Source organism: Gimesia aquarii, from assembly GCF_007748195.1.
In the GTDB taxonomy this organism is placed as follows: domain Bacteria; phylum Planctomycetota; class Planctomycetia; order Planctomycetales; family Planctomycetaceae; genus Gimesia; species Gimesia aquarii.
This window is the reverse complement of sequence record NZ_CP037920.1, coordinates 4,989,800-5,015,296: the sequence shown is the minus strand read 5'-3', so window position 1 is coordinate 5,015,296 and position 25,497 is coordinate 4,989,800. Positions and strand designations below refer to the sequence as shown.

The following is a 25,497-nucleotide window of genomic DNA, read 5'->3' as shown; positions in this document are numbered from 1 at the left end:
TCACGAACTAACAGAGTTGGACTTCACTGACCAACTCTGTTCTTTCTCGTTTATGCAAATGGTTTACTTTGCTAATGGGGCCAGATAATCAATTCGATAATCTTTTGGGAAGGGGAGTACAAAGTTTTCTTTCGCCCAGATATCCCATTTTTGTGCTAATTGTTTTGTGATATCAGGGCGTTGCTGAGCCAAGTCGTTTAATTCAGTACGGTCTTTAGAAATATCATAGAGTTCCCAGGGTTCTCCACGCAGGGCAGAGAGTTTCCAGCGTCCTTCACGAAGGGCTCGATTTCCCTGATGCTCAAAGTAAAGTGTACGTTCTGTTTGTTTCTGTCCCTTGATCAGCGGCATCAAACTTTGTCCCGGCAGTGGCAGTGTGGCGTGACCATCCCACTGAGAGGGATAGCTGACCTGTGCAGCCTCTAATAGGGTGGGAGCAATATCAATGATGTGGGCTGGATTTGATCTGATCGTTCCCGTCTGTTGTACTTGGGCGGGCCAATGCACGATACCCGGCGAGGCGATGCCTCCTTCATGGTTGTAATGTTTGTAGAGACGCCATGGTGTATTAGAGGCATTTGCCCAACCTGACCCTACGCTATGGTGGGTGTCCGGGCCTCCCATTTTGTCTAGTTGGTTTCCCCAATAGAGTGTATTATTGCGGCTGGACTTGATGTCAAATCCATGTGGGTCCCACTCAGCACAGGCACCATTGTCTGAAGTAAAAATAATCAGAGTATTTTCAATTTCGTTATTTTGACGCAGGCTGGTTAAGACACGACCAATGTTCCGATCCATACGGTCAACCATCGCAGCAAAAATGGCCATACGACGTGCTAAGTCACCACGACGGTCAGTGGGTAATGAATCCCAGGCTGGATTGACGCGCGATTCTGACTCGCCCCAATCCCAATAGCGTGATCGCGGAGAAAGTTTTGTATTCTGTGGAACAATACCCAGAGATTTCATGCGGGCAAGCCGTTGTTTGCGCACTTGATCCCAGCCGATATGATAGCGATCTGCATATTTAAGAATGTCCTCCTTTGGAGCATGTAACGGGAAGTGCGGCGCATTATAGGCCAGATATAAAAACCAAGGTTGATCGGGAGTTCGTCTGCCCATACGCATGAAGTCAATTGCATAATCAGTCACGGCATCGGTACCGTAAAATTCACCTTTAGGATAGGTATGCGTTGCTCGAGATGCAGGGAGCCGTGTGAAATGATTGACGTCCCAAAATGTTTTGGCACTGACAAGCGTGCCATAAAATTCTTCAAAACCGAGTTTCGTTGGATCTTCCGTTCCTAAGTGCCATTTACCTGAGAGAAATGTACGATAACCTCCACGTTGCAGAATTTGTGCGATGGTAATGGCTTCGTCAGCGATGTGCCCCTGATAACCTCGCTGATTGAGATTTCTCGTCATATGTCCCAACCCGATGCGGTGCGGGTATTGGCCTGTCATCAGCGAACCACGTGAAGGGCAGCAACGCCCTGTGTTATAAAATTGAGTTAATCGAACTCCCTTAGCCGCTAAGGAATCTAAATGAGGAGTTTCAATTTCACCGCCAAAGCAGCCCAAATCACTATAACCCAAATCGTCGGCGACGATCAGCAGAATATTGGGACGTTGTTGTTCTTTCTCAGCGCTCCAGACTTGCCTGGAACAACAGATATCAGTCAGGCATACGACAACAAAAGCAATGAGTCCCAACTTCAGGTAAGACAGTGCGGAAGAATTCATGGTGATTTTTCTTTCTCATTTTGAAAGAGTACATCCGGGGAGGATTGTTAGATTTTGTCTGACTGTTGCGTAATTAACTGATAATATTCCACACGGCGGTTGATGTCAAAATTGAGAATGCCTTCTTTGTAAGGAATGGTTTCGTCCAGATCACAGGTGTGAATGATTAATTCGTCTTTATTGGTTTTTGCTACAGCTCGAATTTCTCCCGAGGGGGCGATTACGCAGCTTTCTCCGAGTTGTTCTACACCCTCTTCACACCCCGTCTTGGCCGCTCCTAAAACCCAGGTACCGTTTTGGTAGGCACCTGCCTGCATGCTTAGCTGATTATGAAAACCGACCAGAGGATTGAGTTCGGGATATTCCGGGATCTGCAGTGGTGTGTTGTAACCCAGCAAAACGAGTTCGACTCCCTGTAATCCGAGTACACGGTAGGTTTCTGCCCAACGACGGTCATTGCAAATGCACATGCCGACTTTGCCGCCAAATGCATTCCAGACCTGAAAGCCAAGATTACCAACATCAAAATAACGCTTCTCCAAATTTTGGAATGGATTTTGTGGTCGATGCTCTCGATGGCCGGGTAGATGAATTTTTCGATGTTTGCCAACAATTCTTCCACCGCGCTCCACAAGTAGCGAAGAATTGTATCGGCGGGTTTGTCCCTGCTCATTGACGATCTCGGCATAACCGAGACAGAAGCCAATCTTGAGACGTCTGGCTTCATCAAATAGAGGCTGTGTAACAGGGCTTGGCATTTCTCGTTCAAAAAACGTGTCAATCTCAGCCTGATCTTCAATGAACCAATGAGGAAAGAATGCAGTCAGGCAGCACTCAGGAAACAGGACCAACTCGCTATCTTGTTGAGCTGCTTCACGTAGTAGGCCGATCAAACGCTCCACAGCGTCAGCTCTTGTTTGTGTGAGAGGAATCGGCCCCATCTGTGCTACAGCAATCGTAATCGGTCTACTCATTGTCAATCAAACTCTTTGCGTTTCGGGCTGTTAATCGTATTAGGTGTTTAGCTTGCATGATATCAATTTGAGGAAGGGCGTCCATTGAAGGCCCGAACTCTGTGTGATGTCGAACTTTAATTGCTACAGCAGATTTAGAAGAAGCCTGGCCTCATTTCGCAAAAAATATGACGTTGCAAATAATCAACATAATACAATTTCTCAGTTTGACATGCAGTTTGCGTAAGCTAGGATAGGGTAAATAGGTTGAGTATATTGGCATTGGGGATCCCCTCAAATCGAGAAGCTCAGCAAACAAATTTTCATGCGTGTCGTAATAGAATGAGAAAAGGGTTACTACGATGAATTTGCAGAAATCTATGTCAGGCAAGGGTTTGCTATGCCTTCTCGCACTGTTTTTGGTGTTGAGCTATGAATCACAGGCTCAAGAAGGTGCTCCTCAGAAGAAGGCGGCTTCGACTGCCCGCCAGAAATATGCGGCTTTGATGAGCGAGGCTCATAAAGCAAATTTAAATCAGCATTATTCGAAATATTATAAAGCGACATTGGGAATTATAGCCACCGCTGCTTCCGGACCGTTGGCTGCCCATTTAACAAATGGGGCACCTGACTGGTGGACCGGTGTGGGTACTGACCTGGATGGTAATCCTGGATATGGTGTTGTCATTATGCACGTCGCACCTGGCTCTCCCGCGGATCAAGCAGGGCTGATGAAGTACGATATCATTTTGTCATTCGGTAAACATCGCCTGGCTTCTGTTCGTCAATTAAATGCCTTGCTTGAGAAGGCACAACCTGGTCAGAAGGTTGCGCTGAAAGTCATTCAAGTCGGTGAGCAAGGCGCTGTGAGTGATGTCGAAGTGACACTCGGTTGGGCAGAACGTATTAACGCACCGGCTCACGGGAATCCTTCACGGGCACATACGCCATACTTTCCACCGGCATCAAGTTTTGGAAACGATGATCAATATCTCATCAATCCTAAAGCCCCTTTGAAGTATCAATATGCTGCTCCCTATGAGTATGCTCCCAAATTGAATCAAGCCCCTCCCATTGACTTAGGGCCAACCCCGCTTCAATAGTGTTTAAGTCAACAAGACAAAAAAACAGGCTATGCGCTTTCTTGTGCATAGCCTGTTTTTTTGTAGTTGGGCTATTGATCCATTTTCCGAACATTGTTGAATTGTCTACTTGATGACTTAATCGATACGAGTTTTTCTGATAAAAAGGAGAGAAGAATCTGCGCAAAGCTTACGGGTATTAATAGTTGTGAGTCGCTGAAATTCAGTACTGATTTCAATGAAACCATACAAGCTTAAACTAGCGACACCATGTAAAATCAGGTAAGCTGAACTCCAATCAAAAGTGGAGTTGATCAGGGGCAAATCTTACGAGACCACTACAAAATGACAAAGGCAAAGAAACCTGCTTTACCTGTGATTGGTTGGCGCGAATGGGTGAAGCTCCCTGATTTGGGCGTGAAATCAATCAAAGTTAAAGTTGACACCGGGGCTCGGTCTTCATCCTTGCATGCTTATGACTTAGACGAATTTGAGCGAGACGGAGAGAAATGGATTCGATTTAAGCTTCACCCTGTCCAGCGGAAAACCAATGAGGTGGTACAGACGGAAGCAAAAATTCTCGAATATCGATCTGTACGCAGTTCTAGTGGTAAAGCGAACTTGAGGCCTGTGATTGTCACCAATATTGAATTGCTTGGTCAGTTATGGTTAGTTGAGCTAACTCTTGCGAATCGTGACGAAATGGGCTTTCGGATGTTATTGGGCCGCGAAGCGTTTCGGCAGCGATTTCTTGTTGATGCGGGGAAATCTTACTATGGTGGGAAACCACCACGAAAGAAAAAGCCAAAGCGAAGATAGCAGCTACTTTGCTTTTCGATGAATAAAGACAGAAAGAGAATCGATGAAACTTGCCATCCTTTCACGCAGCCCGCAATGTTACAGTACGCGTCGACTGCGCGAAGCAGCTGAGCAGCGCGGATTCAAAGTGAAAGTCCTGAATACACTCCATTTTGCGATCGATTTAAAGCAGGCCGAACCCGATCTTTTTTTTCGGCAAAAGCCGCTCTCAGATTATGACGCTGTCTTACCGCGCATCGGTTCTTCGATTACTTATTTTGGAACAGCGGTTGTACGACAATTCGAGCAGATGGATATATTTTGCGCCAATTCTTCCTCCGGCATCTCTAATTCGCGTGACAAGCTTCGTAGCCTACAAATTCTTAGCAGGCATCAAATTGGCATACCACAAACAACGTTTGTCCGTGATAAGAAAGATGTCTTGCCTGCGATTGAACGTGTTGGTGGTGCTCCTGTTGTTATCAAGTTATTGGAAGGCACGCAGGGGATTGGTGTATTACTTGCCGAATCAGTCAACTCGGCCAAAGCCATTATCGAAATGCTGCAAAGTCAAAAACAGAATGTTTTAATTCAGAAATTTGTTGCGGAAAGTAAAGGACGTGATATCCGGGCGTTTGTCGTTGGCGATCGAGTGGTTGCTGCGATGCGACGTGTCGCTCAGGGCCAGGAATTTCGCAGCAATGTTCATCGAGGAGGAGTAACAGAACCGATAGAACTTGATGAAACATACTGTAAAACAGCGGTGCGCGCGGCGCAGATTATGGGCTTGCGTGTGGCAGGTGTCGATATTCTGGAAGGCATTGATGGTCCGCAAATTATGGAGGTCAATTCCTCGCCTGGCTTAGAAGGAATCGAACGTTGTACACAACTTGACATTGCAGGAGTGGTTGTCGATTACATCGCCGCGCAGGTCGATTTTCCTGAGATCGATCTGCGACAACGATTGACAGTCAGTCGAGGTTATGGGGTGACTGAGATACATATTCCGGAAGGGTCAGAATATATAGGTAAAGAAATTAATGAATCCGGATTACGCGACAAAGATATTAACGTGCTAACACTCTACCGTGGGACTACAGTGATCCCTAATCCTCGTTCGAGTCGGCAACTTGAGTCTGGTGATCGATTGCTTTGCTTTGGCAAACTTGAGTTGATGCGTCATCTGATCCCTGCGAAAACACGCCGCAAGAGACGACCGAAGGTTCAGGATTTACCCGAGTTGCCTGTAGCCGAAGAAGTTCTTTCGGAATCAGTCAAACCGGTAACCGACTCGTAGTAATTGAATTAAAGGCCAGAGCTACATGACGAAGTCTCGCGAACGGAAGCCCATTGATCAATGGAATGGAGAATCAATTCCAGCTGGGGAATCGCGCGATGTGAAACTCGCTGTGAGCGAGAGCTACAGCAGTATGACGGTGCGGATTCCCATTCACATTCGTCGAGCAGAGGAAGAAGGGCCTGTGGTTTTTGTGACTGCAGCCTTGCATGGAGACGAAATCAATGGCACAGGAGCAATTCGTGAATTGATTCAAGACTCAGAGTTTCATCTGCTCCGCGGGTCCGTGATCTTTGTGCCGGTTTTGAATCTTTTGGCCTTTGATCGACACTCTCGCTATTTACCTGATCGTCGCGATTTGAATCGGTCCTTTCCAGGTTCCGCAAGCGGCAGTCTGGCAGGTCGCATGGCACGGATCATCTTTGATGAAATCGTTTCACGTTGTGATTTTGGCATTGATTTACACACCGCTTCTGTACGCCGTACCAATTATCCGAATGTGCGAGGGGATATGACAAATCCTGAAGTGCAACGGATTGCGAAAGCCTTTGGTTCCGAAATAATCATGAACGGGAAGGGGCCTGCCGGCGCGTTTCGTCGTGAAGCCTGTAGTAGCGGCTGTCCCACGATTATTATGGAGGGGGGCGAAGTCTGGAAGGTTGAGCCAGGGATTGTCGAATCTGCGACAAGAGGGGTCAGAAATGTACTTCGCGAACTTGGAATGCTTGACGGTGAACCACAAAGTCCCGATTATCAAGTCGTCGTTAACAAATCGACCTGGGTCCGTGCTGAACGTGGTGGTTTCCTGAAATTTCATGTGAAACCTGGCGACATCGTCGAAAAAGATCAACCGCTCGCGACGAATACAACACTGCTTGGTCGGGAACGCAGTATGCTTTATTCTCCCTTTAACGCAGTTGTGATTGGCATGACCACTTTGCCTGCGATTAGTCCTGGTGAGCCAATTTGTAATCTGGGAATGCTTCCCAAAGGTACCAGGCCTTCTCAAATCCGAAGATTCCGTCGGGAAGAAGATGGGTTAGAAGGACAAGTGGTTGAAGAACTCTCAACGAATCTGGTCGTTGTCGAACCGAGTGAAGAAGTGCATCAACAAAAGCCAAAACATCAAAAGTCTAAGTCAAATTGATATTTCTGTTGCATTTACAGCAAAAAAGTCTCTCTTTACTTTAATCGGTAAAGAGAGACTTTGAATCAATTCAACTGAATGAGTTCTGATTTAGAACTCACCAATAATTTCACCAGAATCTTTTGTTCCCAGCGCGCCCCATGTGCCATAAGGACTGATAGTGTTTGTGCTCGGACTTGGACTGGGCTGACTTAAATCTCCGGTATCAATGTTTTCAGAGATGAAGCGAACTGCGCCATCTGCCATCAGAGCGTGAACCCCTCCGACATGAAGACTGGAAGGAGCGATTGCTGCATGAGTAGAGTCAGCATTAGTGTTTGCACCTTCCGCACAAGAGGGGCCATTGGGTGGCAGGATTGTTGTAAATCCACAACGTTCTGCTTGTCCATCCCAAAGTGATGTGCCATGTCTTCCTTTTACGCTGGTGCCGGTCACCCAGTTGGCACCTGATGCCAGAGTCATACAGGATCCGGGATTTGTGCGAGGAGCTTGAGACATGGCAATTCCCTCAACTCTTCTACGACCTGCATTACTTGTCGCTGGACCATAGTTTGCTCGTACGTGTTCACTCATAGCGATGGTATTGCTGGTTCCATCCGTAATGTCTCGAATTCTTGTGCCCACTCGATTTGGAAACATTCCGCGAGAGACTGTACCGTCTCTGACATTTGTTGCAGAGTCACCCATACAAAATACATAGCTCTGTGCACGTATAGTCTGTTTATTACGTCCATCGGAAGGGCACATCAGCATAGGTAAAGAAACATTCCAAACGCTCCAACCACACCAGGCACAGGGGCCAAATGGAGAGCGAGTTGCATCCCCTGCAGAAATTTGATTGAACAAGGGGGCCTGATCCATATAAGGCAGGAGTCCTACAAAACCACTTAGTCGAGCGCGGTTTGAAGTTGCACTATCCGATCCGTTTGTACCTCCTTTTCGAAGGACAAACATGCCAAAGACATCATGGTAATTATGTAGTGCCAACCCGAGTTGTTTTAAATTATTCTTACAGGTAGATCTACGGGCTGCTTCGCGTGCCTGTTGCACAGCGGGTAATAAAAGGGCGATTAAAATCGCAATAATGGCAATGACGACCAGTAATTCAATCAATGTGAATCCTTTTCGTCTGTCTCTAGATAAGCTTTTCACCAAAGGTTCTCCTTACTTAAAAATAGAATCAAACTCTTTCGCTTCCTTTATCAAGATGGAAGCTGGAATAATTCGCTATGCGCACTTTAATGGCATGTATAAAACTGATTCTTATCGATGGGAAATTATGTTTAAGGTTAAAAGCGAAATGCAAAATTTGAGAAATGCTGCACTCTTAGGTAAGAAAACGCTTCAAGTTCACGTAGTCATTACACAGAATAAATAATGTGTAATTAGTAAATAAAATAATGTATTCCTGGTGCGATGTTGTTATCAAATCTGCCTTAGAATCCTAGTTGAATTTCGAGTAATTTCAACTAACATAATCTTTAGAATAATAAAATTTGATGTGCTTTGTGCAAAACATACTATAGGCGTTGGTTTTAAATTTCTACAGCCCAACTTAATTAAAGTTGTTACTAAAATTATGAGTTCTTAGTCAATTGAGGAAGTGAGTTTTTGCAATGCGTAATGACGTGTTAAATCGAATGAAACTAGTAACCAGTTGTATTGCCGTTACCTCGGCTCTTTTCTTACAGGGGTGTGGTGGTGCAGAAGATACACGACCTGCAAGAAATGTAGTTTCAGGTGTTGTAACTTATAAAGGTACACCCGTTGAAGAAGCGATTGTTGTTTTCCGACCTGTTGATCAAGCAGGAGGACAGACTGCCAATGGTCGAACTGATGCAGAAGGTGCTTTTGCAATGGGGACCTTTGAAGGGAGTGATGGTGTTGTTGCAGGAGATTACACAGTCATGATTTCTAAGATGGAAACAACCGGTTCAAGCGATGCTTTACCGGAAGACGATCCCAATTATGATCCTAATCCCAAACCAGAGTCACCTCCCAAAAATCTTCTTCCCGAGAAATATGCTAGTGCTGATACCTCTGGATTAACAGTGTCAGTTAAGGATGGAGAAGATCAGACAGACCTGAAGTTCGAGTTAACAGATTAGCGCATTGAGAGTGACAAACTGAAAACAATGTTTTTCTTGTGAGAGCCTGTAATGCGAATTCCAGTGATTGAAGGTATTATTGATCGTCGCATCCTGGCGAATTATCGTATCGATCCTGACGTGATGGCTCGTGTATTACCAGCCCCTTTTCGTCCGAAACTGATTCATGGATCTGCGATTGGCGGTGTCTGCTTGATTCGTCTCAAAAATGTGCGCCCTCGGTTCCTGCCTTTTTCGGGTGGCACACGTTCTGAAAATGCTGCCCATCGTTTTGCGGTGGAATGGGATTCCGATGGTCAGACACATGAGGGGGTCTACGTGAATCGTCGCGATACCGATTCCTGTCTGAATGCATTGGCGGGGGGACGAATCTTTCCAGGTACGCATCATCATGCAGCCTTTACGGTGGAGGAATCAGAAGATCATTTCTCAGTAGAAATGCAAAGCAAAGATGGTGAAGCGCATATGAAAGTGGTCGGTTCGATCACGGACCATCTACCTGAGACTTCTGTTTTTCCTTCCTTAGCGGCTGCTTCCGATTTTTTTGAGCAAGGCTCGCTCGGATATTCGGCCAGTGATGCCGAAGGCCACTATGACGGTTTGGAATTACGATGTCAGGATTGGGCCGCAGAGCCACTTCTGATAGAAAGTATTTCGTCCAGTTTTTTTGATGAGCCTGATCGTTTCCCATCTGGTTCAGTGGAGTTTGATTGTGCCTTACTGATGCGCGGCATTCAGCATGAATGGCATAGTCGCCAGGATTTATGCTGTCCTGTGACAGTTGAGACATAGTTCTCTCTCCATTTTTAAAAAGGAACACACGAATGGATTCCCGTGTTTTGCTGTCGTTTACTGTTGCCTGTTTTGTGACTGCTCCCCTCTGTGCGGAACCGATCGCTACGTCAAAGCCCCGATTCGAATCCAGACCCGAAGCGGAACAGCGTGCCATTGATGTCTTACGCGAATGGAGCGCACAACACGTGACCTGCACCGCGGTCCGAGGTGATTTTAAGAGGCTCTGGTACGATGATGTGTTTCGAGTGCAAAAACATGGTAAGGGACAATTTGGATATCTGAGCCCCCGTCATGGCTTCTGGAAAATTGAACCAGCCAAACTTGATCCATCTTCTGTTACTCGAAAGCAAACAAGTGATGGTAAACCCTATACTTATAAAGACGCTGAATCCGAACACTGGCGCTGGCAGAAAACACGGCTTCTCACAATTCAAGAAGAAGAAAAGCATTATGAAGAATTTTATACCTATGTAGATAAGATAGAGGAACCAAAGCAGAAAGTATCGTGGTGGTTTTTCGATTTTGATTTTGTGTTGACGGCAGACTTTCCTTCTCCTTTTCTTCCTGGCGTTCCGAATCAGGCAAGAGTCGATGATTTATTTAAGAATTCCTATTTGAAGGTTGTTAAAGAATCAGAAACGCAAATTATAATCGCTGGGAAACCCATTCGCAGAGAGAATGCCCCAAATTGTATTGAATTCAAATTACTTCTCGAAAAACAGCCCTGGCGGTTGCGGGCCACTCAATATATTCATCTTGGAGGAAATTCGCACTCTGTTTATATTTTTTCGAATATTGAAATGAATCCTTTAGAATGGGATGAACCGGATCTATCTGGTTATCAGAATTGCACGGAAAAAATTCGAAATTCCCCACTGGAAGCGCGCAAACCAGTCAAAGCGAATTAAACAATCAAAACGAGTCGTTCGACCCACCTCTGGTCGACTTTTCATACTGGTCTTTTATTATTATCCTTTGTTTTCTGAACGCAGTATGGGAAGTAACTGATCTCATTCGATTCGCTGTTATCCTGAGGCATTAAGCATGTCAGAAGAGATCGAAAAGATAGAAAAACAGCTCAAAACCATTGCGATACTTTATTTTATTTTCGCTGGTTTTACGTTTTTGATGCTTCTGTTTCTGCCACTGCATTACAAAATGATGAGTTTGGTTTCCACGATGGAATTTCCAGTCCGAGAAGGAGAGCCAGATCCTGCGAAAATGTTTGCACCCATGATGGATGTGATGATCTACATGTATCTTGCGATGGGGATTATAGGAATTGTTTTTGCTGGAGTGACACTCTTTACGGGCCTATTTCTATTTCAGAAAAAGAACCGTCTCTTCTGTATCATTGGAGCGGCCATTAGTTGCCTGTCTTTTCCGTTAGGAACTGCGCTTGGTGTTTGGACGTTACTGATTCTGTTTGACACCAAAACAAAGCCGCTTTTTGAAGGATCAGCAGATTTGAATGAGGCAGATTTCCTGTCTTGAACTATATGAGAATTGTCAGATCACTGAGGAGCGATTGAATAGATCAATATAATCGTTTCTTGACTGGGCCTTTATTTCTGATGATAATATGCAATTTCACCTGAGTAGACATTCTTCATAGTCAGCGATCCCGATCAATTTCTCTCTTGAAGCGATTCCTCAATGCAAAAACAAAAGTTACGACACTTAATGAATTGCGAAGGAGTCTCGCGTCGTAGCTTTGTGCAGGCAGGATTGCTCGGAGCAGGGGGGCTGGGGATAGCCGATCTGCTCAAACTTAAAGCAGAGGGGGCAATTAACCAGAGGCAGCAAGACACAAACGTGATTCTGTTCTGGTTAAGTGGAGGCCCCGGTCATATGGAGACCTGGGACCCCAAACCGGAGGCCCCTTCAGATTACCGCGGTCCGTTTGAGTCAATTGCAACAAATCTGGCTGGCATTCAGTTTGGCGAGTTGATGCCCGAGCAGGCGAAACTGGCTGATCATCTCGCCGTGTTGCGAACAGTGAATCACGGATCGGGGGATCATACCAAAGGGAACCATTGGATGTTAACCGGCTTCGAGGGACCTGCATTCAATGCACCAGACAATCGTGTGCAAAGACGGCCTTCGATGGGTTCTGCCGCTGCGTTTTTGCGCGGTGCCAATCAAACGGGGATGCCACCCTATGTGGGGGTGCCGCATTTACGTGGGGGAACTGATAATCTCTTTCACTATTCCTCTTACATTGGAGGGGGGAGTAATCCGTTTATTGTCAATTCCGATCCCAACACTTCACAGTTTGGCGTCAAAAATCTGACATTAGCAAAAGGTTTGACTTTAGACAGATTGAGGAATCGTCAAAAACTGCTGGGCTCACTTGACGTTTTGCCTCGCTCTCACGAAAAGTCAATTCGTGATCTCGATGAACATCAACAGAAAGCCTTCACACTGCTTTCTTCAAAAGGTGTGCGATCAGCATTTGATATTTCTGCAGAACCAGATGCACTCCGTGACAGTTACGGCAGACATACTTTTGGGCAAAGTGCATTGCTGGCGCGTAGACTGATCGAACATGGAGTCACATTCGTCACGGTGAACTGTGTTCCCTGGGATCACCACGGATCCGCTGGCCGTTATAAAACAGAAGAGGGAGCACACAAATTAATTCCTCCGCTCGATGCTGCCATTGCAGGGCTCGTGCGAGATTTGATGGACCGTGGTTTGTACGAAAAAACGCTGGTCGTCGCGATGGGAGAGTTTGGTCGCACGCCACGCATGAATCGCTACGCGGGTCGTGATCATTGGGGAAGGACCTTCAGTGTGCTGATGGGATGCGGTGGTATGAAAATGGGGCAGGTTGTAGGACGCTCCAGTGCTCGCGGCGAACATGTGGTAGAACGTCCTGTCACTCCCCAAGACGTCGCGGCAACCGTTTATCGACATTTGGGAATCGGTCCACAACGGGTTGTCATTCATGATCGCCTGGACCGGCCGATGCCTTTGCTTGATACTGGTGAACCAGTTGCTGAGTTGTTCGGTTGAGAAAAATTATCTTAGAAATCGATGGTTTATCTAAGATGAGCTTAATTTCTGAGTCTATCTATGAGGGAACTCAAAGCCTACTACCATTTTTTATGATCTCGATAGGTGTGTAAAAAGTTCTCCTGGTAGATGCTTCATTCTAAATATTCATAGTATTTACTCTGCTAAGTCCGAAACGAAACTTACCGGACGGATTCTGAAAACTTCTACGAAGATTGCGAATAACGCGGGAATTACCAGCAACGTTAACATGGTTGCAACGGCCAAGCCATAGATCATACACCAGGCCATTCCTTCCCATAGAGGGCCACCACTAAGCGCCAATGGAATCAGCCCTCCAATAGTGGTTGCCGTCGTGAGAAAGATCGGTAGTAAACGTTTTTTAACAGTTGTGATCAGGCAACCTCGGAACTCATTGCGCGTCAGTCCCGCAATCGGACCAGAATTATCGGAGTTTTTAATTGCCTCATGAATGGTGCTATCGGCGAATTCAAAGAAAATGATAGCTGTATTCAACACAATTCCAAACAGGGAAAGAATTCCCAGTTGAGGCATAAAACCCAGGGGGTTGTCAGTGAAATAGAGACCGGGAAGGGCACCGATGAGTGCCAGAGGAAGTGTAGCAAGGATGATAATTGGTTTTACAATGCCGTTATATTGAAAGACCAGACAAAGCACAATTAAGAGAAAAGAAATGATCATACACAACCCCATTTGCTCTTCGCTCTCAATTGATTCCCCTTTTTCTCCAGCAATTTCGATCCAAAAACCAGCGGGAAGTTCACTTTGAAGCGTTTGCATTTCTTCAGAAGCCAACACGTCACTGATGATATCATTAGCTAGAACTCCCTCTTTCACACGCGCCCTGATTTCGATCATCCGATTCAAATCTCGTCGATCGATTCGCGCCGGTTCCCATCGTGGCTCCAACTTAGCAATCGATTCTAATGGAACCTTTCCTTTTCGCCCTTCGACAAATGCTGAATCTAATTCTGTTAATGATCCTCTTTGGTTGGGAGGCAGTCGTAAATAAACAGGAATCTGGTGGTCATCCTCATTAAAGGTGGTCAGGTATTGACCCGAAAAATAGGCATTTAAAGTTTGTGCTACATCGAGATTCGTCACACCGGCCAGATTGGACTGATCATTGTCAATTTCGACGCGCATTTCAAAACCAGGGACGCCCGTGGTGTCATGAATATCCCAGGTAGAAGGATGATTTCTTAGAACATCACTAATCCGGTCTGCCCAGGTTCGTAGTACGTTCAAATCACCAAATCCGGGCCGTGCCACACCCGATGCGAAAATGCGTAAAGCAATTGGTGCATCAACGGGGGGACCCATCGCTAGTTCGCGCGGAATGACCCGCGCATTTGAAACGGGCGAAATCCCCAATTTCGAATCACCGGTTTGCGCTATCCTTTGTAGTTGGAGTGCTAGGTTGTGAGTGTATTGGGCATTGGTTGTTCGGACCAGAATTTCAGCATAATTCGGTTTCCTGGCTTCTGGATTTCGGCCCAGATACCAGCGTGCGCCTCCACTACCAACCATAGTTCTCATACCCAGAATACGTTGTTGCGTATTTCCTTCGGGGTCTACTGTGGGGCTGAGTTTTTGAAGTATACGTTCTACCTCTTTAGCAGCTTGATTCGTTTGTTCTATAGCCGCATTTTCAGGTAACCAAACCTCAACCGCAAATTGGTCCCGTAAGTCGCGTGGGAAAAATTGAGAACTGACGGGCAGCATGATTGCCCACATCAGTAACAATACAGAAATACCTATCGTCAAAAACTTGAAGCGGATCGCCCCCATTGCCAGCTTACCAAAGCCATCCAGAAAAGGGTTGCTCTCTTCCTCTATTGGATTTTTTGGATCTTGCTTTTTAGAACTCCGACTGAATATCTTTGTTGCCAGCCAGGAAAGTGGCGCCGTCGGTTTTAAAGGATCTTTGGGTGGCCTGATAAACGAAGCAGCCAGAATGGAGCAAAATGACATTGCCAGAATCCAGCTCATTGCGAGAATCACTGACAGTGTAACAGGCAGACTATACACATACTCTTTTTTTGTACCAATCAATCCAATCAGCATTGGTAGGAAGGCTGAGACTGTCGTTAGGGTGCCTCCCAGCATAGCCATAGAGACCTGGTTTGAACCAAGAATCGTTGCTTTTTGTGGCGGCATTCCGAGCATTTGGTTTGTTCGTGATTGATCACAAACCTGTACGGCGTTATCAACTAGTAGCCCCAAGGCTACAATAATTGAAGCCAGTGAAATTTGCTCGAGATCGACTCCCAAAGAGGGAAGCAATGCCAATGCCGCGAAGACAACGATCGGGATATTTGCCGCCATCACAAATGCCGATCGAAAACCGACAATGAGGTAAACAACGACTATTACAATCACAATGGCTTGCATCACATTTACAACCACACCATTGATTTTATTTTCAACATTGACTGATTGATCTGATACTGCCGTCACTGCCAAATCGGGTGGTAATGTTCTATCAATTTTTTGCATACGAGTGATCAACTGGCGAACATTGTCGCAAAGCTCTGTCACATTAGCACCAGTTTTCATTGTAATCGCGACAATCACACTGGGGCGCGAAATTTTAGGTGAAGTGAAGCGGGAAATTTCAGGTGGAGGTTCCTGATAATCACGAATCACATTGAGTCCCAAGTCAGTAAGATATACAGGGGATTGGTTGGTTGGTGTATTTTCATTTTGACCACTGACATAGCTGGTACCACTTGTCGAGCCAACCACGATCGATTTTAATTGTTCCACCGAGTCTAGTTCCCCAGTCGGCTTCAATGAAAATCGACCCACTTCCGTATCAATATCACCACCTGATGCAACAATATTTCGTGCTTCAACAAGTTTTTGTAATTTATCTGTTGTCAATTTTAGCTGTGACCAGTTACCAGCATCAGTCTCAATATATATGGCTTCCTGTCGTACCCCATACAGGTCTGCTTTAGCAACACCATCCACAAAGCGTATTTCGTCACGTAGTTTCTGCGCAAAGATATCGAGTTCTCGTAACGAATATTCATTGGCTGTTGGAATTTCATCTGCGTCGGGTGGAGGGACCTGATAGATCGCATGGAGCATGATGTAGGTGTCACCATATTCATCATTTACCATCGGTACGATGCCTGCTTCCGGCATCTTGACTTTGGCCACTTCTGCACGAACTTTATCCCAGACATTGGCAATGTCACTCTTACTTGTGGTTTCTTCCGCATCGATAAAGATCGTCGACAGACCTACTGTGGTTGTCGAGTAGATCACATCGATGTCGTCTATGCTATCGAGTTCTTTCTCAAGAGGGTAAGTGATGAGTTCTTCTACTTTTGAAGCAGGAACACCAGGCCAGGCAGTCGTCACAGTACAAGTTCGAACTGTATATTCCGGATCTTCTCGGCGAGGCATGTTGAAATACTGAAAAACACCCCAAAGAGTCAGCAATGATACCAGCACAATTACGATCGTGCGGTATCGCATCGATAATGCAGGCAGATTCATGGACGCACCTCGACTTCTTCAACGATGTTGACCGCTTCACCGTCTTTCAAAAAATGGGCTTGTCCCAAAACCACACGACTTCCTGCATCTAATTTCGTATTTCCTGTTGCTTTGATACGAATCAATTTGCCAACATTTTCGAACGTGGCAATTTCGACCTTCCGTATTTTCTTATCAGGATTGACCTTAAATAAAAACTTTCGGTTTCCCTCAATTCGGATGGAATTCAAGGGAACATAAAATCCCGGCAGTGTTTCTACACCTAATTCCACTGAGACAAGATCGCCGGGGCGAAGCTGCCAGCGGCGACGATCCTCTAACACGGTTTTTCCATCCCAAATAACTCCCTTCTGTGAAGGAACGGTAATCGGCCCTGTGAATAACGCAGTGTCTAAATCGACTTCATTAGGAGTGATCAACTCTACTTCCTGAAAGGTCAGAAGCCCCAGCATCTTGATTTGTGCTTCACCAAGTTTGACTCTCATTTTTTCTACTTTGAGAATGGGATTCGTTCGACCCAGTTTCGTGGCCTTTCGGTTTTGAATTTTGTAAAGAAACAATCCTTGATTATCTTTCTGAATGGCACTCTCTGGGGTATATCTTCGATTGTTATTTTGGTTTCCCAGCCCGCGCACTATTTGAAAGATACTGTCAGTACGGGCAAAGGGAACCCCTTTGAGTTCTGGGGGAGCTTCAGCTTTGGTTTTTTTGTTGCGTACAAACAGGGTCACGGTAAACGTTCTGGTTTCGGGATCGGCGGTCGGGTCGATCATATAGACAAACGCTCTCAACTCGATTTCCTTGCCATCCCTTTGTCTGAAAAAAACAGGGTAGCGGTTACCGTGTTGTATGTTTCGAGCCATTTGAGCTGAAACCTCAACATCAACGCGCATGGGATCCATCATTTGTACGGTACAGACAGGCGAACCTCGTTCAACATATGCTCCTGGAATGGCATGTACCTGAGAGACCTGGGCAGGGTATGACGACAGCAGACTTGTATCTTTAAGGTCACGATTTGCCTCTGCGAGATCTTGTTTGAGTCGATTTACATTTGCCTCAATCGAAGCCAAATCTGCTTTTCGCTGTTCTTTCTGACCAATGAGTTGATCTTTTGATGCGGTCTTTGCCGCGAGTAAGGCTGTATATCGGTCATATTCTGATTTACTAATTGCCTTGGAAGCAATCAGTTGTTTCGCTCGAGTCATTTCAACGTCGGCTAAAACACGCTCTGCCTCAGCGGCCCGGAGTTGGGCTGGAATCACATGTTCTATTTCCACTTTCGTAGCATCTTGACGTCGAAGCTCAGCATTGACTGCAGCTTTTGCGCTTTCCACAGCCAGTTCATAGCGAGTCGGATCAAGTCGGGCGAGTATGGCAGGGGGCTCATTTTTTATTGCATTGCTGCCATATAGAACGCCCGAGACATCGGTTTCCGGTTCCACGACAAACTGCACTCGACCTGCTACTTCAAAACCAACATTTTCCGTTTTCCAGGATGCAATCGAGGCAGTAAGTCGATTCCAACTGCTAGGTCGGGTTTCATGCAAATCAAAGACTGTTACTGGTAGCGGAGCCGGGGCAGACTCTTTCTGGGGAGCCTTGTTACAGGAGGTCGATAGTATCATGCAGAGAACGATTGCCCCCAGGCAACGACGTATATGAGTTTTGGGTTGATTTACAAAAGTCATTTCAAAAGTGTGTCCTGTCTTTCTTTGCTCATAAAAGATGCCAACTGCCATTCGTAAACCGAGTATAAATCTGGAATCATGCCGATGCGAGATTTTTATTGTTGAATTAAGAAAGCAGGGCAATTGTGCTGGGTATTTGCTGAGTCACATTTGTAAACGCACAGTTTGTAGCGATAAACAGCGAGAACTATTTATGCGGTAAAGTTTGTTTCACAAGTGATGGACTTACGTCTTGTGAATTGTGAGTGCTCTGCCTGCGTCTTATTAGTATGTTCGCACACAAAATTTTGATAAGTGGATCAGGTTATATTATTTTTGCTTCACATATGCCAACCGGAAAGATGGAAATAGAACAAACACATATCTGTCTGGAAGCATCAATCGTTAAAAGCATCAAATATGCTAAGAAGACAGTAATCTTATTGATGCAAATGATCCCACAATTTAAGCGAGTAATTGCTTCAAAAAGTAGTAATTCGACTCTCAGTCAAGTCTTTGCCTCCTTTTGATACCGATAGTTATGTAGGCGTTTGCACTACTCTTCAGGTGGAGGAAAATCCTCAAATTATGAACAGTTCACCATTACTTATTTAGGGAACTATCTACCATGAAGCTCTACCAACTGATTTATGTCAGCAAAAGTAGCTACCCGATGTCAAAAGATGACCTGCAGGAAATTTTAAAAACAGCGCAAGAAAACAACGCTGATCAAGGCATTTCTGGATTGCTGGTTTATGACCGTGGTCATTTCTTCCAGGTTCTGGAGGGGGGATATAATGATGTCGAGACGTTGTTTACCCAAATTCAAAAAGACAAACGGCACAGTCGAGTCAATCGGATCGTATCGAGTCATATTCCGGAGCGATATTTTTCAGAATGGGGTATGGGGTTTTATAATCTGGATGAAATGGCCGAACTCGATTTTTTTAAGCTGAGAAAATTTATGAAGTCACTTCATGAAGTCACTTCGGTTGAACAAAAGAGTAAATTAGCAAAATATGCATTGCAAATCTTTGTTGATCTGAAACAAAATCCGGTATCGGCTGTTTAATCGGTGATTCTTTTCCGTTGTATTATGCTTGCCTTTAGATGAGAAACATGTCAAACGCTAGTTAATTTAATCTCGTCTAGTATCAGATTTAACGTTTTGATTATAATCATCGCCTTGAAAAGCGAAGCTTACGAAGCTTATACGGTTTCGATGCTGGTGTGTCTCTGCTTACAAGTAGTTCCAAAAGTTATTGGAACCTACCATCATTGTGTATTAGCACGTAATTGATCTATCTAAAACGTTCAACGAGCAAGTCCATGCCCGATTCTTTAAGCAACGCTTCAGAAAAATTAGGAATGCCACCTGGTTCACTCATACATGTTGGTGATGTTCTGGAAGCAGAATCCAGAATTTCAGTCATTGATTATGATCATGAACATTTAGAAGAATCGAGCATTCAATCTGTAGACGAACTTCTTCAATTCAGAAAAAAAGAGACAGTCACTTGGGTTAATATTGAAGGATTAAAAAATGTCGAATTAACAGAGTTGATTGGACAGCATTTTCATATTCATCCACTGGTACTCGAAGATATTCTGAATACACACCAAAGACCCAAATTCGAAGAGTATGACAACTATCTCTATATTGTTCTCAAAGGATTATCACTTGAGACTGATAATGATAGCTTCTCGGTTAATCATGAACAGATTAGCATTTTACTATTTGATGAGATCGTTTTCACATTTAAAGAAAAAAAAGATGACATGTTTTTGCCCCTGATACAACGTATCAGGAGTAGCACTGGTCGAGTTCGAAGTCTGGGAACAGATTACTTAACCTATACCATTTTAGATACGATTGTAGATCAGAACTTTGTGCTGCTGGATTCTCTTGATGTGAAAATTGATTCGGTTGAAGATGAATTACTGTCAGAGCCTACGACTGAAACTCTGGTGATGATTCAACGGATCAAACGAGAGTTGATTGACATACGGAGATCAATTTCACCATTGCGAGAATTACTGTCTTCAATTTTGAGGAGTGACACGAAATTAATTCATGAGAAGACACGTATCTATTTCAGAGATGTTTTTGACCATGCATTACGTATCACAGAAACCATAGATTCTTACCGGGATATGTTGTCTGGATTACTGGATATCTATATTTCCAGTGTCAGTAATAAAATGAATGAAGTCATGAAGGTCTTAACTTTGTTTGCTTCCATTTTCATACCACTCAGCTTCATCGCTGGGATCTATGGAATGAATTTTGAAAATATGCCGGTATTGAAATGGAGGTGGGGTTATCCCGCAATCTGGGGTGTCTTCATTACTGTGCCGATCTGCTTAATTCTCTTTTTCAAAAAGAAGAAATGGCTCTGATTTTTTATCAGCGCTTAACTGCTTTGGTTCCTACTGTTCTTGTATCAACTGTCGGATGTTTATCTCCTGTGAGACCGTGACTTTCGAGTAGAATTCTGAGTGGTATTCATAATTGCTTTGTGGTGGTTGTTCACCCTGGCTACTTGGAAAGCTCTATTGTGATTATTGTAAATGGGGGATTGCTTCAATTTGATACTCTGGTTTCTTTGTGCTTTGTCTACTTTGTTTTAGTTTAATGGATGTCTTAAAACTTCATTGCAGTATTGTGAATGGCGTTATTGGGTCAAGAGGTGATTGGTGTGTGAACTGCTTCCGATACCATGATGATCTCATCTGAAGACCTCTCATCAAGGTTTGAAACGGTTTGATAACAGCCAAGAATAGGTGTTAATCTAGAAGTAGTAATATGGTTTCTTCTCAAAAGCTCAAAAAACAAGGGGCTTTGTTAGTGATAATGACAACAGGGACAGTAAGTTTCACTATGCAGAAAAAACTCCCACGCGCGCGACGCAGATCGCGCAGTTTCGACAAAGGCAGGGCGGAGTCAACATGAAAAAATAGACCTTACTTTTAGGAATGGTCATGAGTTTTAAAAGCTATAGAGATGTCAATAGATTTTCACTCTCAATCATCTTGTGGCACTCAATTGAACTAGAAGAAACAGAAATGGGGCTCACTTTTTGTTAGAAGAATGATGTTTGTATTAAATGAAAAGATGGAATAGGATTGTTGGGAAATCAAATTGAACAGAGAACACAGAGTAAAACAAAGACGCCTCAGAGAAAGTCTCCCTCAGGCGTCTTGAGTCATTACGTTTCAGCTTAGTGATTAGTGTTTTCCGGCAGTAATCCCTGTCCAATCATCGGTGCGGAAGGGGGTTAGAGGTAGTCCTTCCTTGTTCTGGACATTCAGGATTGGGTTGTCAGCCCAGCCATAACGGACAGAAGCAGGTTTCGCGACCGCATCACTCCAGACTTCAATTTTATTCTTGCCAATAATCTTGGCACTGGCATTCACAAATTTCTTGTCTGCTCCGGCGATTGTAAATCCGACGGGAGTGTTGATGTCAAAGAGATCCAGACCACCACCAACATGATCGAAGGTCAGGATGGCTTTGTTACCTTCAACCTCCATCGATTTATATTGCGGGCTTCGGTAGACAATTTTGACGCCATAATCTTTAGCGAGCGCCCAGCGAGCCAGTCGTTTTCCAACATCCAGCTTATTTTTTGGGTGAATGTCGATCGCTTCGCCCAGGTCGATAATCACAGCTTCTCCTGTGTTGGGGAGTTTACTCATTGTCATCGTCTGTGCTTCGCGCAGTTCAGCCCAATCGCTGTCGGCTGGTTCTGGTTTTTCACTACGGAAGTCAGCAAGTTGGACCCAGTAGAACGGGAAATCACCCTGGTTCCATTCATCACGCCAGTTCTGAATCATAAATGGGAACAGTTTGCGATATTGATAGGCGCGGCTGGCATTAGATTCTCCCTGGTACCAGATGACACCTTTGATGCCATATCCAATTGTAGGATGGAGTACGCCGTTATAAATATTTGAGGGACGTTGATTGCCGGTCAATGGGTTACGCGGAGGGCGCGGACGTCTGGGAACAGGCTTGCCGGCAGTCTTGGCTTTTTTAACTGCTGTCTTCCATTGATCCAACCGTTTATTGTAAGCCGCCATAGATTTGTCATGATCGTAGTTTTTCTCGGTCTGTTGCCAGCGTTCCATTAGCCCTTTGAAAGCGGGTTCTTCTTCCAATCGCTTACGATTGACCCAGGCTTCGGCCGCTGAACCACCCCAGGCATTATCAATCAGTCCAATGGGAACATTTAATGTCTGATAGAGTTGTCTTCCGAAGAAGTAGCCAACAGCGGAAAAGTTGGCGACTGTTTGGGGAGTACAGGGTTCCCACTTGCCATTAAATGTGTCCTGTGGTTCCTGTGTACCGACTTGAGGTACCGATATCAATCGGATTTTGGGGTAGTTGGCTGTCATGATTTCAAGGTCTGCATCATTTGATGCTGCAACAGGCCAGGCCATATTAGACTGACCAGAGCAGATCCAGACTTCACCGGCGAGAACATCTTTCAACGTGATAGACTCTTTACCTTTGATCGTAATTTCATAAGGACCACCCACTTTCAAAGGGTCAAGCGTGACTTTCCATTTACCTTTGGCATCAGCAGTTGTTGTATGAGTTTGGCCATTTACAGAAACGGTGATCTTCTCACCAGGCTCGGCCCAGCCCCAAAGTGGATTTTTCTGACCTTGTTGAAGAACCATATGATCGCCGATAATGGCGGGAAGTTTCAGCTCTGCTTGAGCCTGACGGTTATTTAAAATGTTCAGACTGGCCAGCATAAGCAAAGCTGCTAAAAGTTGTTTTGTGGGGGGACAATTCATTTGTGATTCCTTGCAGGATGAGTAAAATAGTGAAGTCGAATTGATCGGTGTCTCTCGATATAGCTTGATCGCAGTGAGGGTATTTTTCAAGCGATTCTCTTCAAATCGAAGAATCAAATCTGCATTTTCATTTCTTTTAAATCGGTGTGTGAAATTATGAAAAGACAATGGTGTCTCTACTTATCGTTTTTGATTTATCTGACATATTCCACTTCTGTTCAGGCTGAAAACAAAAAGCCGGATGAAAAGCGTTATGTGATTATTCATGCAGATGATGCAGGAATGTCTCATTCTGTGAATCGTGGAACGATTGAAGGAATGGAAAAGGGAATTGTCTCTTCAGCAAGTATTATGGTTCCCTGTCCCTGGTTTAAAGAGTTTGCTCAGTATGCGAAATCTCATCCCGATCTCGATTACGGAATTCATCTCACACTGAACTCCGAGTGGAAAAACTATCGTTGGGGTCCCGTTGCTTCGCGCGATCAGGTTCCCAGCCTGCTTGATAAAGAGAATTATCTTTGGGACAATGTGGGTCAGGTGGTGGCGCATGTGAATGTGAAAGATGCTGAAAAAGAGTTGCGTGCTCAAATTGAACGTGCCAAAAAATTCGGCGTGCCACTGACACACCTTGATACTCATATGGGGGCCGTTGTGAGTCGCCCCGATTTACTGGAAATGTATGTTAATCTGGGGATTGAGTATGACTTGCCAGTTTTGTTTGTAGCAAATCTCGATCCCAAGAAATACGGTTTGATTGCAAAGAAAGGGCTGGAGCTCAAAGCGGTTCTTGAAAAGAATGGTTTGCCCGTACTCGATGAATTAGTTCAGTTCTATGGCGAGCGTGATTATGAGAAGCGAAAAAATGCCTATTTGGAAACGCTACGCAATCTTAAGCCAGGGGTAACGCAGATCATTATTCACTGTGGCTTTGACAATCAGGAATTGCAAAATATCACAAGTAGTTCCTCAAGGCGTGACGGAGACCGTCGTGTTTTTACCGATCCTAACGTCATGAAAGAGGTCAAAGAGCTGGAGATTGAAGTCATTACCTGGAAGCAATTTCATGAAATGGCCCGAAAACAAGTTGCAAGCGCTCAATAAACGTGTTTGTTGATTTCACCAATTTCTTAGTTGGTTACAGTTGCTATGACATGTTAGTTACAAAGTGACTAGACCGTTACCACCAAAGCTTAACCTGATTCGAAAAAAATCCCTTGTAGACCGCACACGCTGCCTACAAGGGATCAGTTTTGAGATCGATTTAAACGATCTCGTCCAGGAACTTACGTTTGGATGTTGTTTTCTGCTGCCTCTACTGTGCAGCACTTAGCACCTGATTCACAGCAGGAACGCTGAGTCTCACAGCATTCTTTCTCTGCTATGCAACATTCTAATGCCTGCTCACAACAGCCCAAACTTTGTTGGCAACAATTCGGTTTGGCATCTGTTTGGCAGCATGCAAGATTTGCTTCACAGCATTTCAGATTCAGGTCGCAACAGTTTTGACTCGCAGGTTGAGTGCTTGCTGTTGCTGCTGTCATTCCCAGTCCGATTGATAAAAGGCTCGCAATCATTACTTTTGAAAACATGTTAGTACTCCTCGTGTGAATTGATGAGTTAAAAAAACTGATTTAAGTAGTTGAAATGTTTTAAAATTCCACTTCAACGAATCAGCAAATCCACACGCAATGCATTAGATGCAAAGACCGAGACTGGTCAGAAAGACCGTGGTTACCGACAGCATGTCTTGTTTCAGTCTGAATTGTCTTCAACTGAGAATTGCTGGAATAGAGGGGTGTCTTATGTGAGTCAATTTTCGCTTTCGTTGCATTTGTGAAGACATTCGTATCGCAGCATGCGCAGTTATTAGTTATGGGGTTAATTGGTGCGGGAGGCTGCTTATTTTGATTGGTCTTTGGAACGCAGCAGTTCTGTTTCGCGGTGATGAAATCTGATTCTAGTTGTTCATTATCCGCACAACACCATTTCATCGGCACCATGAGACTGGTGACTAAGATAAGTGATAGACAGATTTTAAATAAGTGGTCAAACATCGTCTGAAGGCTCAAGTGAACAGAAAAAACGTTAGTAAAACCCTTCTGGAGGATACTACGGGTTAGTGACGGTTTCCGTTGGGATATTTCTCGCAAAAAGGGTTTTGAGCTTCAGTGAACTTAATCAGCTGGGATGTGTCAAAATCCCGTGAAGAAAAAGTAATTTTTTGTAAAACTAGTGCCGAAAGAGACTTTACAGCACGGACTTGAGAGGACAGAATACGCGTCCTCTTATTGGGGCGTATAGCTCAGTTGGTTAGAGCGCAGCTCTGATAAAGCTGAGGTCCGTGGTTCGAATCCACGTACGCCCATTATCTTAAACTTTAAGAGGAACTTCTCTCATTTTGTAATTTTATATTGCATGATTGAGGTTTGCCGGCAATAGTATTGTTGGCGTCTGTTGGGGGACGTAGCTCAATTGGGAGAGCGCCGCCCTTGCAAGGCGGAGGTTGCCGGTTCGATCCCGGTCGTCTCCATTGTTTTTTAGTAGAGATA

19 protein-coding genes and 2 tRNA genes are annotated in these 25,497 nt (G+C 44.7%); 14 read left to right on the top strand and 7 right to left on the bottom strand.

Annotation, left to right across the window (positions count from 1 at the left end; translation table 11 throughout):
• Positions 1 to 63: 63 nt before the first annotated feature.
• Both V144x_RS19420 and V144x_RS19415 read right to left on the bottom strand, forming a co-directional pair.
• Positions 64 to 1,743: an arylsulfatase gene (locus V144x_RS19420; protein WP_144987250.1), complete on the bottom strand. Its 1,680-nt coding sequence runs from the start codon at positions 1,741 to 1,743 to the stop codon at positions 64 to 66.
• Positions 1,744 to 1,790: 47 nt separating this feature from the next.
• Positions 1,791 to 2,717, bottom strand: coding sequence for an N-carbamoyl-D-amino-acid hydrolase (locus V144x_RS19415; RefSeq protein ID WP_144987248.1), 927 nt, complete (start codon positions 2,715 to 2,717; stop codon positions 1,791 to 1,793).
• 341 nt (positions 2,718 to 3,058) lie between these two features.
• Here V144x_RS19415 and V144x_RS19410 point away from each other — a divergent pair, with 341 nt between their 5' ends.
• The 4 genes from V144x_RS19410 to V144x_RS19395 all read left to right on the top strand — a co-directional run bounded on the left by V144x_RS19410 (position 3,059) and on the right by V144x_RS19395 (position 7,020).
• Positions 3,059 to 3,799, top strand: a complete 741-nt coding sequence (locus tag V144x_RS19410) for a PDZ domain-containing protein (RefSeq protein ID WP_144987246.1) — start codon at positions 3,059 to 3,061, stop codon at positions 3,797 to 3,799.
• A gap of 324 nt (positions 3,800 to 4,123) precedes the next feature.
• Positions 4,124 to 4,597, top strand: a complete 474-nt coding sequence (locus V144x_RS19405; protein WP_144987244.1) for an ATP-dependent zinc protease family protein — start codon at positions 4,124 to 4,126, stop codon at positions 4,595 to 4,597.
• A gap of 43 nt (positions 4,598 to 4,640) precedes the next feature.
• On the top strand, positions 4,641 to 5,873 hold the full coding sequence (locus V144x_RS19400; protein ID WP_144987243.1) for a RimK family alpha-L-glutamate ligase: 1,233 nt from the start codon (positions 4,641 to 4,643) through the stop codon (positions 5,871 to 5,873).
• Positions 5,874 to 5,898: 25 nt separating this feature from the next.
• Positions 5,899 to 7,020 (top strand): succinylglutamate desuccinylase/aspartoacylase family protein, encoded by a 1,122-nt coding sequence (locus V144x_RS19395; protein ID WP_144987241.1) that lies wholly within the window; start codon positions 5,899 to 5,901, stop codon positions 7,018 to 7,020.
• A 90-nt stretch (positions 7,021 to 7,110) separates the two neighbouring features.
• Here the strand turns inward: V144x_RS19395 and V144x_RS19390 are convergent, their stop codons facing one another.
• A complete protein-coding gene (locus V144x_RS19390) occupies positions 7,111 to 8,172 on the bottom strand; it encodes a DUF1559 domain-containing protein (RefSeq protein WP_144987239.1) in 1,062 nt (353 codons plus the stop codon).
• A gap of 464 nt (positions 8,173 to 8,636) precedes the next feature.
• Between V144x_RS19390 and V144x_RS19385 the strand changes: the two genes are divergently transcribed.
• From V144x_RS19385 to V144x_RS19365, 5 genes are all read left to right on the top strand, one after another.
• A complete protein-coding gene (locus V144x_RS19385; protein ID WP_144987237.1) occupies positions 8,637 to 9,128 on the top strand; it encodes a carboxypeptidase-like regulatory domain-containing protein in 492 nt (163 codons plus the stop codon).
• A 51-nt stretch (positions 9,129 to 9,179) separates the two neighbouring features.
• Positions 9,180 to 9,920 carry a DUF2071 domain-containing protein gene (locus V144x_RS19380; RefSeq protein ID WP_144987235.1) on the top strand — a complete coding sequence of 247 codons (741 nt, stop codon included), beginning with the start codon at positions 9,180 to 9,182 and terminating at the stop codon, positions 9,918 to 9,920.
• Positions 9,921 to 9,952: 32 nt separating this feature from the next.
• Positions 9,953 to 10,831: a hypothetical protein gene (locus V144x_RS19375; protein WP_144987233.1), complete on the top strand. Its 879-nt coding sequence runs from the start codon at positions 9,953 to 9,955 to the stop codon at positions 10,829 to 10,831.
• Positions 10,832 to 10,967: 136 nt separating this feature from the next.
• Positions 10,968 to 11,417, top strand: coding sequence for a hypothetical protein (locus V144x_RS19370; protein WP_144987231.1), 450 nt, complete (start codon positions 10,968 to 10,970; stop codon positions 11,415 to 11,417).
• Between the two features lie 162 nt (positions 11,418 to 11,579).
• Positions 11,580 to 12,941, top strand: a complete 1,362-nt coding sequence (locus tag V144x_RS19365; RefSeq protein WP_144987229.1) for a DUF1501 domain-containing protein — start codon at positions 11,580 to 11,582, stop codon at positions 12,939 to 12,941.
• A 156-nt stretch (positions 12,942 to 13,097) separates the two neighbouring features.
• Here the strand turns inward: V144x_RS19365 and V144x_RS19360 are convergent, their stop codons facing one another.
• Positions 13,098 to 16,472, bottom strand: coding sequence for an efflux RND transporter permease subunit (locus V144x_RS19360; RefSeq protein ID WP_144987227.1), 3,375 nt, complete (start codon positions 16,470 to 16,472; stop codon positions 13,098 to 13,100).
• A complete protein-coding gene (locus tag V144x_RS19355) occupies positions 16,469 to 18,163 on the bottom strand; it encodes an efflux RND transporter periplasmic adaptor subunit (protein ID WP_197998524.1) in 1,695 nt (564 codons plus the stop codon). The genes V144x_RS19360 and V144x_RS19355 overlap by 4 nt, the downstream gene beginning before the upstream one ends.
• Before the next feature lie 607 nt (positions 18,164 to 18,770).
• On the opposite strand from V144x_RS19355, the gene V144x_RS19350 reads away from it, so the two are divergent.
• Together V144x_RS19350 and corA are read left to right on the top strand one after the other, a co-directional pair.
• Entirely contained in the window at positions 18,771 to 19,214 is a 444-nt protein-coding gene (locus V144x_RS19350) for a BLUF domain-containing protein (protein ID WP_144987224.1), read from the top strand.
• 257 nt (positions 19,215 to 19,471) lie between these two features.
• Positions 19,472 to 20,542: a magnesium/cobalt transporter CorA gene (corA, locus tag V144x_RS19345; protein WP_144987222.1), complete on the top strand. Its 1,071-nt coding sequence runs from the start codon at positions 19,472 to 19,474 to the stop codon at positions 20,540 to 20,542.
• Between the two features lie 828 nt (positions 20,543 to 21,370).
• Here corA and V144x_RS19340 read toward each other — a convergent pair.
• The gene (locus tag V144x_RS19340) at positions 21,371 to 22,948 is read right to left on the bottom strand and encodes a sialate O-acetylesterase (protein ID WP_144987220.1); all 1,578 of its coding nucleotides are present in this window, start codon (positions 22,946 to 22,948) and stop codon (positions 21,371 to 21,373) included.
• A gap of 156 nt (positions 22,949 to 23,104) precedes the next feature.
• Here V144x_RS19340 and V144x_RS19335 point away from each other — a divergent pair, with 156 nt between their 5' ends.
• A complete protein-coding gene (locus tag V144x_RS19335) occupies positions 23,105 to 24,049 on the top strand; it encodes a polysaccharide deacetylase family protein (protein ID WP_144987218.1) in 945 nt (314 codons plus the stop codon).
• A 182-nt stretch (positions 24,050 to 24,231) separates the two neighbouring features.
• Here the strand turns inward: V144x_RS19335 and V144x_RS19330 are convergent, their stop codons facing one another.
• Positions 24,232 to 24,537, bottom strand: coding sequence for a hypothetical protein (locus V144x_RS19330; protein ID WP_144987216.1), 306 nt, complete (start codon positions 24,535 to 24,537; stop codon positions 24,232 to 24,234).
• Positions 24,538 to 25,239: 702 nt separating this feature from the next.
• Between V144x_RS19330 and V144x_RS19325 the strand changes: the two genes are divergently transcribed.
• Both V144x_RS19325 and V144x_RS19320 read left to right on the top strand, forming a co-directional pair.
• Positions 25,240 to 25,313 (top strand) — tRNA-Ile (locus V144x_RS19325).
• 92 nt (positions 25,314 to 25,405) lie between these two features.
• Positions 25,406 to 25,478, top strand: a tRNA-Ala gene (locus V144x_RS19320).
• The last annotated feature ends 19 nt before the right edge of the window (positions 25,479 to 25,497 follow it).